General features: G+C 38.0%; 12 protein-coding genes. All 12 read left to right on the plus strand.

The window, feature by feature from the left end; genetic code table 11:
- Positions 1-336 precede the first annotated feature (336 nt).
- The 12 genes from A5849_RS05095 to A5849_RS05155 all read left to right on the plus strand — a co-directional run bounded on the left by A5849_RS05095 (position 337) and on the right by A5849_RS05155 (position 15281).
- On the plus strand, positions 337-807 hold the full coding sequence (locus A5849_RS05095; RefSeq protein WP_002308485.1) for a DUF4809 family protein: 471 nt from the start codon (positions 337-339) through the stop codon (positions 805-807).
- A gap of 220 nt (positions 808-1027) precedes the next feature.
- Positions 1028-2131, plus strand: a complete 1104-nt coding sequence (locus A5849_RS05100) for an alpha-hydroxy-acid oxidizing protein (protein WP_002308487.1) — start codon at positions 1028-1030, stop codon at positions 2129-2131.
- 283 nt (positions 2132-2414) lie between these two features.
- Positions 2415-3095 carry a WxL domain-containing protein gene (locus tag A5849_RS05110; protein ID WP_002347775.1) on the plus strand — a complete coding sequence of 227 codons (681 nt, stop codon included), beginning with the start codon at positions 2415-2417 and terminating at the stop codon, positions 3093-3095.
- A 90-nt stretch (positions 3096-3185) separates the two neighbouring features.
- The gene (locus A5849_RS05115) at positions 3186-4223 is read left to right on the plus strand and encodes a DUF916 and DUF3324 domain-containing protein (protein ID WP_002345284.1); all 1038 of its coding nucleotides are present in this window, start codon (positions 3186-3188) and stop codon (positions 4221-4223) included.
- Between the two features lie 10 nt (positions 4224-4233).
- The gene (locus tag A5849_RS05120) at positions 4234-4569 is read left to right on the plus strand and encodes a hypothetical protein (RefSeq protein WP_002308491.1); all 336 of its coding nucleotides are present in this window, start codon (positions 4234-4236) and stop codon (positions 4567-4569) included.
- On the plus strand, positions 4553-7033 hold the full coding sequence (locus A5849_RS05125) for a WxL domain-containing protein (protein WP_002308493.1): 2481 nt from the start codon (positions 4553-4555) through the stop codon (positions 7031-7033). The genes A5849_RS05120 and A5849_RS05125 overlap by 17 nt, the downstream gene beginning before the upstream one ends.
- Before the next feature lie 55 nt (positions 7034-7088).
- On the plus strand, positions 7089-8648 hold the full coding sequence (locus A5849_RS05130) for a helix-turn-helix domain-containing protein (RefSeq protein ID WP_002308495.1): 1560 nt from the start codon (positions 7089-7091) through the stop codon (positions 8646-8648).
- The gene (locus tag A5849_RS05135; RefSeq protein WP_002313464.1) at positions 8645-10009 is read left to right on the plus strand and encodes an NAD(P)/FAD-dependent oxidoreductase; all 1365 of its coding nucleotides are present in this window, start codon (positions 8645-8647) and stop codon (positions 10007-10009) included. Before A5849_RS05130 ends, A5849_RS05135 begins: the two co-directional genes overlap by 4 nt.
- 196 nt (positions 10010-10205) lie before the next feature.
- A complete protein-coding gene (locus tag A5849_RS05140; protein WP_002308498.1) occupies positions 10206-11276 on the plus strand; it encodes an ABC transporter permease in 1071 nt (356 codons plus the stop codon).
- A 14-nt stretch (positions 11277-11290) separates the two neighbouring features.
- A complete protein-coding gene (locus A5849_RS05145) occupies positions 11291-11959 on the plus strand; it encodes an ABC transporter ATP-binding protein (RefSeq protein WP_002308499.1) in 669 nt (222 codons plus the stop codon).
- A gap of 19 nt (positions 11960-11978) precedes the next feature.
- The gene (locus A5849_RS05150) at positions 11979-12557 is read left to right on the plus strand and encodes a TetR/AcrR family transcriptional regulator (protein ID WP_002347778.1); all 579 of its coding nucleotides are present in this window, start codon (positions 11979-11981) and stop codon (positions 12555-12557) included.
- A 432-nt stretch (positions 12558-12989) separates the two neighbouring features.
- Positions 12990-15281 (plus strand): glycosyl hydrolase family 18 protein, encoded by a 2292-nt coding sequence (locus A5849_RS05155; RefSeq protein WP_002347779.1) that lies wholly within the window; start codon positions 12990-12992, stop codon positions 15279-15281.
- Positions 15282-15375 lie beyond the last annotated feature (94 nt).

The raw sequence follows: 15375 nt of genomic DNA on the forward strand, positions 1-15375 counted from the left end.
AAAAAATAAGAATATTCATGTAAACGATTTTATTGCTTTTTTCTCTTTTATACAAAAACCTGTCTCTTATACACATCTAGATGTGTATAAGAGACAGGAGTAATAGAGTCAAAAGAAATTAAAATAGCGGTATTTGTTCTTTTTATATCAACAATCCTTGCTTGATTACTATGCGTATCTCTTATATGCTAAAGAAAGAAAAGTAGAAGATTAAAAGATATGTTAGATAGATAAATAGAATCTCTGAAGAATAAATCACGTGATCGTGACGATAAAGTTCACTTACGTCAGGTGATAAAAAATACATAAGTAGAAAACTAAGAGGAGGAACAGAAAATGAAAGAAGTTCAATTGATCAGAAAAAGTGAACTATCAGAAGGCGGTTGCAATGCATGCGGCGTAGTAGAAGCAACAAGCTATACATTAAAGCTTGGTTCCAACAAAGCGATAATCTCTGAGTTGACAGTAGGCGGTCTTGTGGACAGTCTGGCGCTTGCTGAAGGTTTTATTGGAGAAGATATTTATGAGATGTTTTCAGAAGTCCGTCAGTTAAAAAAAGGGGAAAACTGCATAGAGGTTCATCATGAGAGCCCGAATGTGAGATTTAAACGTGGTGATAATGAGATGATTTTCAATAATCATGTGTCCAATCACACCGAGCTATATGAAATCGTGAATCAAATACTAACTGAGCTTTTTGGATTGGGACCTTATGCGTTCAAGGAAGAAAACGGTAATCCAAAATTAAACGAAGAATGGCAAGAAACGATTGAAACACAAAGAAACAACCCGCACTTATTTCAATAGGCATCCACAGTATTTCGTAAAAGGGACTTTGACACGACTTTTGTCAAAGTCCCATCGTTTTTTATCTATTTGTGTTCTAAACATTTCTTTCAGAGTAGTACAACTGGAATGATTGAAATGTAAACAGATTATTTGCCTGTATCAATACGGAAGAGTAATATAAAATGTGTAAACGCTATCATATTGTTCATTCAATTTTTTATAGAGGGAAGGCATTGAAATGGAAAAAACGTATCAAGCAGGTACAAATGAAGGAATAGTGGATTTTATCAATATGGAAGATTTAGAAATAGCGGCTTCACAAGTGATTCCGGCTGGTGGTTATGGTTACATCAGCAGTGGTGCTGGCGACTTATTTACTTATCAAGAAAATGAACGGGCATTCAATCATCAGCTGATTATTCCTCATATATTAAGAGATGTAGAATTACCCGATACAACTACACATTTTGACGAAGAAACGCTGACTGCACCAATCATCATGGCACCAGTTGCTGCTCATGGCTTAGCTCATGTGAAGGCGGAGAAAGCTTCTGCAAAAGGTGTAGCAGATTTTGGGACGATCTATACAGCAAGTTCTTACGCTTCTTGTACTTTAGAAGAAATAAGAGAAGCAGGCGGGGAGAAAGCACCGCAATGGTTTCAATTTTATATGAGTAAAGATGATGGAATCAATTTGGATATTCTTGAAGTGGCCAAACGCAATGGAGCAAAAGCAATCGTATTGACAGCGGATGCAACAGTTGGCGGAAACCGTGAAACAGACCGCAGAAATGGGTTTACCTTCCCACTGCCAATGCCGATCGTTCAGGCTTATCAATCAGGAGTAGGCCAAACGATGGATGCTGTGTACAAATCTTCTAAACAGAAGCTTAGTCCAAAAGATGTAGAATTTATTGCTGCTCATTCTGATTTGCCAGTCTATGTGAAAGGTGTCCAGTCAGAAGAAGATGTCTATCGTTCATTAGAATCTGGTGCTGGCGGAATCTGGGTATCTAATCATGGTGGCCGTCAACTAGATGGTGGTCCTGCAGCGTTTGATTCGTTGCAATATGTGGCAGAAGCAGTAGATAAACGTGTACCAATCGTGTTTGACAGCGGTGTACGACGCGGACAGCATGTTTTCAAAGCAATCGCATCAGGTGCAGATCTTGTTGCTATTGGCAGACCCGTTATTTATGGATTGTCTTTAGGAGGAAGCACAGGAGTCCGTCAAGTGTTTGATTTCTTTAAAACAGAATTGGAAATGGTCATGCAATTAGCTGGAACGCAAACAGTAGAAGATATCAAAAAAATAAAATTGCGTGAGAATCGTTTTATTTAAGATACAAATGACGAAAACAATAGGAGTGCGGCAGTTGATGCCGTACTCCTATTTATATGGGCCAGAGAAGCATTAATAGAATAAGTTGAAATGAAAAAAAGAAAATTGAAATGTTTTTTCATACTTAATAAAAAAATAAGAATATTCATGTAAACGATTTTATTGCTTTTTTCTCTTTTATACAAAAAGGGTCAGAATTTCAAGTAAGCGGATGAATTCATGAGGATTTTTTGCATGCTGTCTCTACTATACTTAGGTCACTAAGAAAAAGGAGTGATTTATTATGAAAAAGAACATGATTGGGACATTATTACTTTCAACACTTCTTCTAGGCGGCTTGGCAACCCCAGCTTTTGCTGAAGGTCAAGCAACTTCAAAAGGAGATATTACCTTTACTGAGCCAACAAATACTGTCGTACCCCTTGATCCTACTGATCCTTCTAAACCAGTAGAGCCGGCAGATCCGGAAAATCCAGGAACTGGCCAGACAGGTCCTTTAACACTGGATGTAGTGCCCGAATTGCCGTTTGGTACACACGAGATTGAAAGCGGAACAAAAACATATCAAATAGACGCTTCAAAAAATGATACACCTTATCTTCAAGTATCAGATCGTCGAGGTGTAGGTGCAGACGGGCAAGCGCAAGGATGGAACGTGACAGTTTCGGTTTCAGATTTTGTAAACGATTCACAAGTTTTGCAAGGGGCTGAATTGGATTTTGGGACATCCACTGTGAAAAGTACCTCAGATAACGAAGCCACTGCACCAACTAGTCAAGCTGTGACTGGATTAAGTAAAGCAAGTGCAGCGACACCAATATTTACAGCAGCAAAAGACCAAGGTCTGGGAACATGGCTTTCTGTTTATGATCCAGCAAATATCACGCTGAAAGTGCCTAAAGCAGCAGCTGGAACATTCACGGCTGATTTGACTTGGAACCTCGTGGTTGGCCCAGTAGCATAGAATATGAAATAAATTCAACAAACTGCGGTGAAAATACTATGGATGAAGAATCTTTTTACCGCAGTTGTTGTTGAAAGGATGTGGTGGACAATGAATCAAAGTAAACGACTGTTTGTTTCGTTTTTTTCTATTTTAAGTCTATTTTTCATTTTTCCGTCAATCAGTCAAGCAGAGGATTCAGCAGGAGACTTTGGGATCAAACCGGTATTTCCAGAGAATCAAATAGATAAAGCAATCGGTTATTTTGATTTATTAGTGGCACCGGAACAAAATCAGACACTGGAAGTAATTATCAGCAATTCTTCAGATCAAGAACGAACATTTGAGGTCTCTGTTAATCCGGCGGTAACGAGTGATGGTGGAACGATCGATTATAGTCAAAAAAATCCAACGCTAGATGGGACTTTGCCGTTTGATGTCCGTGACGTTTTGATCGTTGCGAAAAAGGAAGTCAATGTACCAGCGCATGCTGAAACAACTGTACCTGTAGAAGTAAAAATCCCAGCTAAAAGCTTTAAGGGACGTGTATTAGCGGGTATTCATGTTTCACCTAAAGAAGAAGCTGAAGCAGAAAATGCTACAGAAGGAGCACAAATCAAAAATCGTATTGCTTATAATCTCGCAGTCGTTTTACAAGAAAGTCAAGAGACGATAGAACCGGATCTGAAACTTTTATCAGGAGATTTGAACGAGGTCAATGCAAAGCCCACTGTCCAGCTTCGTTTCCAAAATCCTCAGCCTACGATTATCAGTAATTTGATATTTACGAGCAAGATCTATTATGAAAATCAGCTTTATATTGAAAATACGTCTAATGCATTTTTAGTTGCACCAAATTCGAATTTTCACTTGAATCTTGATTTAGCTGGTGATAAAGCAAAAGCCGGTGATTACCGCGCAGAAATCATAGCAAAATCAGGTGACAGTAATGAATGGCGATTTACACAAAACTTTACGATCAAAAAAGAAAAAGCACAGAAAGTAAATGAAAATTCCGTTTTTGAAGTACAAGAACAATCTTTCCCATGGCTTTATGTAGGATTGGTTGTTGCAGTTCTAGTGTTACTGTTGATTTTGCTGTTTTTGTGGTTCCACAAGAAAAAGAAAAAAGGAGAAACAATACGATGAGGTGATTTCGTTGAAAACATCAATCTTATTAGGAGGGATTATTGCAAGTTTGCTGTTCTTCAGCTGGCAAGAGCCAGTCCAAGCAGATACCAAAAGTTCAGGCACGATTACATTTTATGATCTAAGTCCAGTTCCTCATCCAAGTGGTTCAGTCAATGGCGCCTCAAAACAACAGACACAGCCATCGATTTATAAAGAAGCTAATCAACATGGCGTATTCCCAGAGACGAATGAACAAAGGATCCGTGTTCTTTATTTGATTATTGGTATAGAATTATGGCTTCTTGCGTGGTTGTTGTTATGGAGAAGAAAGGAAAAGGAGGATGAACATGTTGTTACAAAATAAATTTACATTTTTTCGCTCCTTCTTTTTTACTTCGCTTTTTGTTTTAAGTATATTTATCTTTTCACCTTCGGCAGAAGCTGTTGGAGCAACGCCTCCTACCATTTCTTATGATCCGTCCACATACGAAAACATCGTACCTCCAAATGGTGGACGTAGTGCAGTGAATGGCGGGAAGCTTGTCCAACTAACTGGGGCTAACCAGTTGCCTAAATTGACTGCTACTTATTTAAACGATGGTTCAAATGATCCTTGGAAAGGTGGCACGGTCCGTTTTCATTGGGAAAGTCATGTGAAACTAACAAATGTACTTGATTTGGTGAATATCACTGCACAAGGGTTTGCCTTCGTTGCAATCATCAATTTACCGGAACATGTATCAAGCAGTGATGTATTAAAAGCAATTGACTGGAACAACGCCTACTTGTATATTGCCGGTGCCCCCATCAAGGTTACTAGCGGGAGTTTATTATCAGCAGGAAGCCATACCTTACGTTTCGGGATGGGTTCGTGGGATACAAATACTCTCCTGCCAGATATCATCGCTATTATTACGCGAGGCGAGTTCAATGTTGACGATGTCCCGCTTCAATTTGATATTACAGCTAATGTCGCGAAGATGACAGAAAACGGAGATAAATATGATACGAGTCCAAACAAAATTTTGACCAAGGGTAAATTACAACCTTCTATATCTAAAAAAGCTATTTTTTCTGTTGATTTTTATGACTCGAATAATATTATCCAAGATCGTATGTTCAATTCGATCTTAGCTCCAGCTGCAGGTAGATTTTATCCTAAATTAACTGGTGGAAAATTGAATCCAGGAGCGTATGCATTTTCTGCAAGTGCAGAGATAAATACGTGGAATAGTTACATTTCACCAAGTGATTCAACAGGAAAATATAATACATTTGCTGATACTACAGAATACGTGGATGGGAATAACCAGAACCTTCCAGGCTCAACCAATAATCGAACACTAACGATGGGGTTGACTGAAGGACGTTTTGATCAACTACCATCTACTCGCTTTGATCGTGTAGTCAATTATTTTACAGGAAAAAACGTCACACAAGGAGCAGCGCTGACTCATACTCCAGCAAGCACAAGTGGATTGAATCAGTCAACCAATATTGTATATAGTGGGAAAGATGCGCAAGGTGGATTGCTTTCTCCCGTTGCTTTAAAGGTATTGGAGCAGTACAAGCTAGACGGTACGGTTTTACCAACAAACTTAACAGCCGATAGTCAGTGGGGAAAGCTCCTTTCTCCTGCGCCGTACCAAGTCACGGCCAATTGGTCAGCAACTGAATTAAAAACGGGGTCGATCCATTACAAGCTTTATTCGAAAGGGACCCAAAAACTAGCGGCAGGATGGACAGATCAACTTTTCCAAACAATCTCATCAAATAATGGCGGCACAACTACAGCTACTTCTACACTACCTGCATTGGCTTCAGGGCAATATTATTTTGATTATCGCTTGGTGGACGATGTGCTTACTAACCTGTATCCTTCTTTTGCGTACAAATGGCAGTCTGAGCAAGCGGGAATCACCACTCTACCCCAAATAACAGTGGCTAATTTTCCATCAGTGAGTGCAAACAGCCAGCTAAAAAATCTTAGCAGACAACCGGATGAAGGATCCCCATTATTTGCACTATCAGGGGATACGATACAAGAAAATGTGACATTCACGTTGACAAAATCTGGGGATGCGATCACCGACAAAAAAATCACGATCTCACTTCCAGAAAATACTACTTATATCAATGGTACCTTAAAATTAAATGGTACAACTGTCGCAGATACCGGCGTTCAACAAGGAGTATCTGTCCCAGCAGATTTATTGAGCAAAGTCGGCGATACTATTCATCTTACTTACAACTATCAATTAAATACTGTAGATACTTCTGTGCAATCTGTCAGCATACCGACAAAGGCAGCTGTACTTTCTAGCAATATTACATTAGCAGATGGTGTTAAGCTTCCTAATCCAGTTGTCCAAACATCTTCCAAAACAATTCTTGTCCCCAAACAAGAATTGACATTAGTTGATGTACCAGATGATTTTACATTTGGCAACGATCTCCCCAAACCGTTGAAGACAAGTTATTATGAAGCAAAAGGCGATTTTTCTTTTGATGTACGGGATACTCGGCTTCCAAGCACGTCTCCTTGGCAACTGACAGGTACATTGACTTCTTCATTTAAGAATGATCAAGGTCAAGAATTAAGCGGAACAAAATTGTACTTTAATCATGCTGGATCAAAGCAATTGATCCAACAAGGACAAAACACGATGATTTATCAAAGTGATGGCACAGCTAAAGGAGAGGTTCTCGTTGACTTTCCCGATACCGATGGTTTACTCTTAGAGGTAAATAGCAGTACGAACGCTCAACCTGGCGTAAGGTATCAAGGCACGATCACATGGGAACTGTCAGCTGGGCCAATCAGCTAAGTGATCAGAATTTGTATGGATCTGTGACAACTGTCGCAGATCCTCTTTTTCAAGGATGAGAAGGAAACTTCTGCTGTTAAAATCAGAAATGCTTGGAGGAGTGGACTTGGAACTTTTCAGTTTGCTTGAAAAAAATGAACAACGGCAAATCAAACTTTTTCAACTTTTATTAGAGGAAAAAGGAGAGATCTCTGTTAATAACGTACTAGCCCGCTTATCAATCGATCGGTCTACCTTGAAAGAAGATTTATTTTATTTACAAGCTAGTTTAGAAAACATCGAACAACTGGAAATCGTTATCCAAGAAGGATACATTTTATTGATCAGACATGGCAATATAGCAGCTATCGATGTTTATTATCATTGCTATTTGCGCTATTCTACAAAATATCAAATCCTTCTTTATCTGTTAGAATATGGCTCATTTGATCGGCAGAAACTTGTTATGGAACTTAATATCAGTTCGGCTACTTTGTCGCGTAGAGTGAAGGAATTAAATGATTCTTTAAAAGAGTTTCATTTGAAAATAAAAAGCGGGCGTTTGACTGGCCCAGAAAATCAAATCCGCTATTTCTATTTTCAATTATTTTGGTTTGGTCGCCCCTACCTTGAAAATAAAAAAGAATACAGCGATTTATCAGGAAACACTTTTTTAGATCTGCTACAAAAAGAGTTCAGTTTCGCCATTACAGAAGAAGGACGACTGAAATTTGAAATATGGCTTTCCATTATGAAGAAACGGATGCGCTGTACGAAAAAAGCCAAACCAGATTATAGTAATCTTCCTGTTGGATTGTTTCAAACGACACAATTTTTATTGGAGCTTCATACATTTTTGACCCGTTATTTCTTTCAATATGCTTTTCCTTGGGACCAAAACGAAACGTTGGTTTTTTATCTTTTCATGATCAGTAACTTTACATTAGATACACATAATTCACATGTTCAGGAATTTTTGATAAGCGAAAAATACAAAGATGACGTAGTGGCTCAATTGAATCGAACGTTTAAACAATCGATAGAAGAATATTTTTCTTTCTATGTTTTTCCAGAAGAGATTTCGCAAAAGATTGCGTTAACAGTGATGCAAAATCACGCTCATTTTGCCTATTTTAGAGGATGGATGAATATTTTTGGTCAAGAAGGATTGAAACAACGGTTAACTGAAGTAGAAGATAAACAATTCCTTGTTTTATGTGAAAGGCTGGTCAGACAAACATTTGCTATTGTGGATTTTACTGAAGCAGACGAGGAAAATGCCCGTTTTGAATTATTTGCTCGCTATGCATCTATTTTACGAACGCTAATCAAGCAATTGGAATTGCGTTTGCAAATTGCTTATGATCTTCCGTACGAAAGGCTAATGGCGGATATCGTGAAAGAAATCATTCAAGAACAGTTGTTGAATACGATCAAATATGATTTAGTCGAATACGAGAAAGACAAGCAATATGATGTTATTTTGACTAGCCAATTGAAAGAATACCCGTCACAGAAGTCCGCTAAAGTTTTTGTATTTACGAGTAATGAATTTAACTATGATTTTCCCTATTTGAACCAATTTTTAAAAGAATGCTATTTAGAAAAATTGAATTTAAGGATGAATAAAACATGAAAATCGTGATCATTGGTGCTTCCCATGCAGGCATCACCGCTGCCCTAAATATACGCAAACTTCAACCGGAGGCAGAAGTTCTGTTGATCGATGAAAATCACAAAGATGGATTAGGCTATGTTTCAAATGGGATCAATCTTTATTTAAAAGGAAAGATACATAGTTTAGCTGAAGCTGCAAACAACGAGCGGACTCTTCAAGCAAGTGGTGCAAAACTGATCACCGAATGGAGAGTAACTGAACTTGATCCAGACAAGCATCAGCTCATCCTCACTTCTGAGGAAGGAAAAAAAGAAACCCTAACCTATGATAAACTAATCGTGGCAACAGGTTCATCTCTTGCCACTTTATATAAACAAATTGAAGCTGAAAATGTCTACACCTATAAAAATCTAGTGCAATCTAAACAAGTACTTGCCGCTTTGAAAGAAGCAAAAGAAGTAGTGATTTTTGGTGCTGGTTATATTGGGTTAGAATTAGCAGATGCTTTGAGAAATAAGGGACATATGATTCATTTAGTTGATTACATGCCGAATGTTTTATCAAGATATTTCGATAAAGATATGATTGGCAGTTTTCAAAATCAGCTGAAAACCAAGCAAATCAACTTTCATCCAAATGAATTTTTGATTGATTGGAAAAAATCAGGAGAAGAAGTAGTATCCGTACAACTTTTGTCTCAAACACTGAAGGCAGATATCGTCATTTTTTCTGCTCAAACTTGTCCAAATACGTCATTGTTAAAAGACAAAGTGGCATTGTATGAGGACGACACTGTGATGGTCAATGAATACCTGCAGACAAGTGATTCGGATATCTATGCGATTGGCGATATCGTTCCAGTCAGTTTTGACAAAAAAGAACGGCATCTCTTTTTGCCCTTAGTTACTCGAGCTGTACATATGGCGAGAGCGGTAGCGTTGACTTTGTGCGAGCAGCCGACTGCTTATGATCTCAAACAAAAAATAACAGCAACGGTCATTACCGACCACTTTTTAGGAACTGTTGGGTTGACAGAAGACGAAGCACCATTTTTGGAACAAAGTGCCTGTTCTTGTTCAGGAGAGTTTGACCTATTTCCACAATACTATGAAGAAAATAAAACAGTAAATGCAAAGCTGATCTATCATCCAGATACATTAGAAATCATTGGTGGACAGCTGATAAGCAAAGAATTTTTATTATCAGATTTGAACTTGCTTGCTGATATCGTGAAACAAAAAAACACGATTCCACAGTTAGCAGTTGAAAACTTTGGATTTTTGGCTGAATATACCCCACGTTTTCACTATCTCAATGAGTTAGCTTTTAAAGTACTAGCTAAGAGAGCCAATCGCAATAGAGTAGAAAAAAGACCGTGAGAAACATCACGGTCTTTTATTATGTGAAATGCTATTTTTATAATAAAAAAACTGAAAATACTAACTAAAAAGCGTTTAGACATCATAAGGAGAGATAATAAAAAAGCGAAAATGTATTTTGAGCATAATATTCGCCAAAAATTTATCAAGTGATAAAATTATTGTATAAAATAATTATTTCAAGAGGAGGAATTAAATGTTTTTAGCATTAAATGAAATTATGCATTCAAAGTTACGTTACGCATTAGTTGCAGGGGTGATGTTTTTAATCGCCTACTTGGTATTTTTTTTGACCGGGTTAGCTTATGGCTTAGCTCAAGACAATCGAACGGCGGTTGACAAGTGGGAGGCAGATTCGATCGTTCTATCGAAAGATGCAAATTCAAATCTAGGGATGTCCATGATTACTAAGAAGACCGCAGAAGAAGTCGAAGGTGGAAAAGTGGCCTATCTTGCCCAAACTCCAGGAGTCGTGACTAGTAAAGACAGTACAGAAGAAGGAAAAATCAATGTTAGCTTCTTTGGTATCGATAAAGATCAGTTCATCATGCCGAATCTTGTTGAAGGAAAAGCTTTTAATAACGATGATGAGGCAATAGGCGATATTAGCCTGAAGGAAGAATATGGTCTAGCCGTAGGAGATACGGTTAAGTTATCTGGTAGTGATAAGACGTTTAAACTAACTGGTTTTACGGATCATGCCAAGTTTAATGTTTCACCGGTTCTTTATACGACCATCAATGCTTACCAACAAATCCGCTTCGAAAAAGAAGACACAAGTGAGAATGCACGGATCAATGCAATAGTTGTCAGAGGAAAAATCAACGATTTACCTGAAGACTTGGAACAGATCAAAATTTCTAAATTCATCAATGAATTACCTGGATACAATGCACAAGTATTGACTTTTGGGTTTATGATTGGCTTTTTGATTGTTATTGCGGCTATCGTGATCGGGATTTTTATTTATGTACTGACGATGCAAAAAATCAATATCTTTGGTGTAATGAAAGCCCAAGGAATCACGGGAGGATTTATTGCACGCTCTGTAGTGGCACAAACATTCATTTTATCCTTTGTTGGTATTCTTCTTGGTCTAGTGGGAACAGTGGGAACATCTCTTGTTCTACCTGATGCGGTTCCATTCCAAAGCAATTGGCTATTTTTTGGCGTCATTAGCTTGTTGATGTTGGTAGTGGCTGTGTTAGGCGCACTATTTTCTGTTCGGACGATCGTGAAAATCGATCCGCTGAAGGCCATTGGATAAGAAGGAGGAAGAACATGAAAGCAATAGAATTTAAAGAAGTAGAAAAAAGTTTCCAAGATGGCGACCAAGTAGTAAAAGCATTGAAAGAAACAACAATGAGTATCGATAAGGGGGAATTTGTTGCAATCATCGGTCCTTCGGGATCAGGAAAAAGTACCTTTTTGACTTTAGCAGGTGGATTGCAGACACCTAGCAGCGGATCTGTATTTATCAATGATCAGGAATTCAGTAATCAAAAAGAAAGCGAACGTGTTAAACTCCGCTTCAAAGAAATTGGTTTTATCTTGCAAGCATCAAATCTGGTTCCTTTTCTGACAGTAAAAAAGCAGTTATTATTAGTAGATAAAATCAAACATGAACGTCGGCAAAAAGAAGCAAAAGAATTATTTGAGCAGCTTGGCGTGGATAAGCTAATCAACAAGTATCCAGAAGAACTATCTGGTGGTGAAAGACAAAGGGTGGCAATTGCTCGTGCATTGTACAATGATCCGTCTATTATTCTAGCAGATGAACCAACTGCCAGTTTGGATTCAGAAAAGGCAAGAGAAGTAGTCGATATTTTGGCAAAAGAATCAAAAGAAAAAAATAAAGCAACAATCATGGTGACGCACGACACACGGTTGATTGACAAATGCGATAGAATATTTATGATGGAAGATGGTGTATTGAAAGAAAAAGAATAACCAAAAAGTAGGTGGAAAAATGGTCCATCGATACAATAAAGACACGCAACAAAAAATTTTAAAAGAAGCGACTGACTTGTTCATGTCCAAGGGCTATCTTGGTACTTCGACAAGAGAGATCGCACAAAAAGTTGGGATCACCCAGCCCAATCTTTATCACTATTTTAGTGATAAAGAAAAGTTATATACAGCAGTATTAGAAAAGCACTTAGAAGATGTTGGGAAAGCGTTGAGAGAAATCGTCCAAACAAGCGAAACGACATTTCAAGTGATGTTGACAAAAATGGCTCAATTTTTGATTGAGACGCATCTTGTTGATTTATTTCTGATGCTTCACGACCTTGAGAGCAATCTTTCCAATGAAACGAGAGATCATCTTTTCTTTCTATGGAAGAAAAATTATCGTGAACCATTTGAAGAAATTTTTTCAACAAACCAATCCGTGTTAAGAAGTGGGATTTCCCAAGAAATTGCAGCAAGGCATTTTTTCTTAGTGTTGGCACCGTACATCACTCGATCAAAAAGACCTGTAGAAGAACCGTTGAATGTGGCACAATTGATTGATTTATATTTGAATGGTGTATTAGGACAAACATAAAGCTGTTATATGTGGAGAAAAATAGTTAGGTAAAGAAACAAGATATGACGAAAATCGTTGTATCTTGTTTCTTTTTTATACGGCTAGGTTTTCATGTATAAAACTTTGTTATTCTCTCATAATTATCAAGGGATATTTTATTTATTATTTCATTCTAATTGAATCGTTATCAAAAGAGATTTAACTAAAAAGTAGTTTTTGTTTGCTTATAAATAACGTATGAAACATAAAAGAAAACGATTGCAAACGTAATTTTAGAATGTTACTATTTAGTTGTGATTATAAAGTCAATGTTTCTGGTGCGTTTGTTCTGTCGGTGATCTAGGAGGTGTTTTTATTTAATAACACAAATAATTAATTATTTGTAGAATGAAAGAAACTATTTATTTGGTGGATGAATCATAACGAATAGACAAAAGGAGGTTTCAAAATATGTCAAAAATGAAAAAAATCAGTTTAGCCGTAATGTTATTTTCATCGGTGATGTCTGTCACATCTCCGTTATTAGGACAAAAAGACTCTGTCTATGCCGAAGAAACAGCTCAAGTTGTTCAAGCAAAAGAATACCGGAATGTCATGTATTATGGAGATTGGTCCATCTGGGATGGTGAAGGGAAATTTCTTCCTCAAGATATTCCAGCGGATCAGCTAACACATTTGAACTTTGCCTTTTTAGATTTTGATAGCGAGGGGAATTTGACATTTACAGATGCAGATGCTACTGTAGGTGCATCTTTAGAACAACCTGGCGTAGGATGGAACACACCAAGTTCTGGGATTTTGAATGCAATCCAAGATTTACGCGGCAAAAATAAAAATCTAAAAATAGGCGTATCTTTAGGCGGATGGTCAAAATCAGGAGACTTTTCAGAAGTGGCAGCTGATCCAGTAAAACGTAAAAATCTAGTAGAAAATATCACGAAATTTATTAAGTATACCAATATGGATTTTGTCGATGTCGATTGGGAATATCCAGCTGATGTCCGTCAGCCAGATCTAGTAGATAATGTAAACGATGAAGGAACACCACATGCCAAACCGGAAGACAAAGAGAATTACATCACGCTTTTAAAAGAGATTCGCGAGTCAATTGATCAACAAGGAGAAAAGTTAGGGAAAACATATGAATTATCTGTAGCGCTTCCTTCTTCCAGAGAAAAATTAAATGATGGGATTGACATTCCTAAATTATTCTCTGTGGTCGATTTTGCCAATATCATGACCTATGATTTGAATGGGGCATGGAGTCCCAACAGTGCTCACCATACGGCACTATATGGCAATCCAGCTGATCCTAATTATGAAGAAGGTCTTTCTGTCGATCAGACAGTCAAATTTTTACAAAAAGAAGGAGCTCCTTCCGACAAAATCGTGATTGGTGCAGCTTTTTATACACGCGGCTGGCATGAGGTAGAAAGCGGGGATAACAAAGAGCTACCTGGTTTGTTCCAATCAGCAAAAGCAAGTAACCAAGATGCCGATCAAACACCTTCTTACGGTGCCAAAAACAAAAACGATCTCGTTTCAGGAAATGGTGGTAGAGCTGGCGGCGTCTGGCCTTATCGGAATATCGCTGATTTGATTGATCAAACAGCAGACTTAAAAGAATATTGGGATGATGTAGCGAAAGCACCTTATATGTACAGTAAAACAACAGGAGAATTCTTTACTTATGACAATGTCAAATCTGTCAGCTACAAAGCAGAATATGTAAAAGAAAATGAATTAGGTGGAGTAATCTCCTGGATGCAATCACAAGATAAGGAAACCAACAGTAGTAAGAGAGACGAGCTGACTAATGCGATCAAACAAGGATTATTCGGTGACGAAAAACTGTCAGAACAAGAAATAGTTTCCTCCCCGTTAGCGATTGATGTGGATATTTCTACTTATAGTGAATATGGTGCGAATGGTTATAACATCACTATCAAGAACAACGAGCAGCTTAACGAAACTTCTAGTGTATTGAGTGCAGTGGAATTAGCCCAAGAAACAATCAAATTCCCTAAACTGTATATTCCAATCCACTCAGCTGAAAGTCTAAGTGCCGGAGATTACAAAGCTGGAACAGTAACGATAGAAAATGGGTATGTCGTGATTGATTTAGCTTCTGTATATGACGGTAAACATATCGAGCCAGATGCTTCTTATGAATTTAGATTAAGATCAAGTGATGAAAATCCAACAGTCGATCGAATTGGCCATATTGCGTTAGTCCAAAGAATCGGAGATGAAGGAGCGGAAATCAATCGGCAAGTCATCTATGGAAAAGAACTGATACCGGATCCATCCGATACGCAACCCCCATCTGTACCCGAAAATCTAGCTGTTTCAGATATTCAAGGAACACAAGTTACTTTGAGTTGGGAAGAATCAACAGACAATAATCAGGTGGCAGGTTATTACATCTATCGTGATGGTCAGCGTGTAGCACAAACAGCTCATACTCGATATACAGATACAGGTTTGGAGACAAATACACCGTACACTTATACAGTCAGTGCATTTGACGCTTCTGGAAATGTATCTGAGAAAAGCTTGCCGATAACGATCACAACGAAAAGCGAAGACCCTGCTCCAGGATACGAAGAATGGAACCCAGAAAAAGCTTATGTCAAGGGAGACATCGTCACTTATAAAGGGAAAGTTTATCAGGCAAAGTGGTGGAATCAAGGGGAAGAACCAGGTTCTAATGAGTGGGGCGCATGGGAACTGATTGGTTAAATTTGCTGTTTATTTGAAAACACGGGGCTGTGACAAAATGTTTGTCGCAGCTCCTTTTTTGCGTACTTAAGCTGATTTTAAGTTTTGCCCCTTA

The organism is Enterococcus sp. 10F3_DIV0382 (assembly GCF_002140245.1).
GTDB lineage: Bacteria > Bacillota > Bacilli > Lactobacillales > Enterococcaceae > Enterococcus_B > Enterococcus_B lactis.

What these genes read in the sequence shown, in the direction of transcription:
- A5849_RS05095 (WP_002308485.1), top strand. Translation starts at nt 337, where the DNA reads ATGAAAGAAGTTCAATTGATCAGAAAAAGTGAACTATCAGAAGGCGGT.
- A5849_RS05100 (WP_002308487.1), top strand. Translation starts at nt 1,028, where the DNA reads ATGGAAAAAACGTATCAAGCAGGTACAAATGAAGGAATAGTGGATTTT.
- A5849_RS05110 (WP_002347775.1), top strand. Translation starts at nt 2,415, where the DNA reads ATGAAAAAGAACATGATTGGGACATTATTACTTTCAACACTTCTTCTA.
- A5849_RS05115 (WP_002345284.1), top strand. Translation starts at nt 3,186, where the DNA reads ATGAATCAAAGTAAACGACTGTTTGTTTCGTTTTTTTCTATTTTAAGT.
- A5849_RS05125 (WP_002308493.1), top strand. Translation starts at nt 4,553, where the DNA reads ATGTTGTTACAAAATAAATTTACATTTTTTCGCTCCTTCTTTTTTACT.
- A5849_RS05130 (WP_002308495.1), top strand. Translation starts at nt 7,089, where the DNA reads ATGAGAAGGAAACTTCTGCTGTTAAAATCAGAAATGCTTGGAGGAGTG.
- A5849_RS05135 (WP_002313464.1), top strand. Translation starts at nt 8,645, where the DNA reads ATGAAAATCGTGATCATTGGTGCTTCCCATGCAGGCATCACCGCTGCC.
- A5849_RS05140 (WP_002308498.1), top strand. Translation starts at nt 10,206, where the DNA reads ATGTTTTTAGCATTAAATGAAATTATGCATTCAAAGTTACGTTACGCA.
- A5849_RS05145 (WP_002308499.1), top strand. Translation starts at nt 11,291, where the DNA reads ATGAAAGCAATAGAATTTAAAGAAGTAGAAAAAAGTTTCCAAGATGGC.
- A5849_RS05150 (WP_002347778.1), top strand. Translation starts at nt 11,979, where the DNA reads ATGGTCCATCGATACAATAAAGACACGCAACAAAAAATTTTAAAAGAA.
- A5849_RS05155 (WP_002347779.1), top strand. Translation starts at nt 12,990, where the DNA reads ATGTCAAAAATGAAAAAAATCAGTTTAGCCGTAATGTTATTTTCATCG.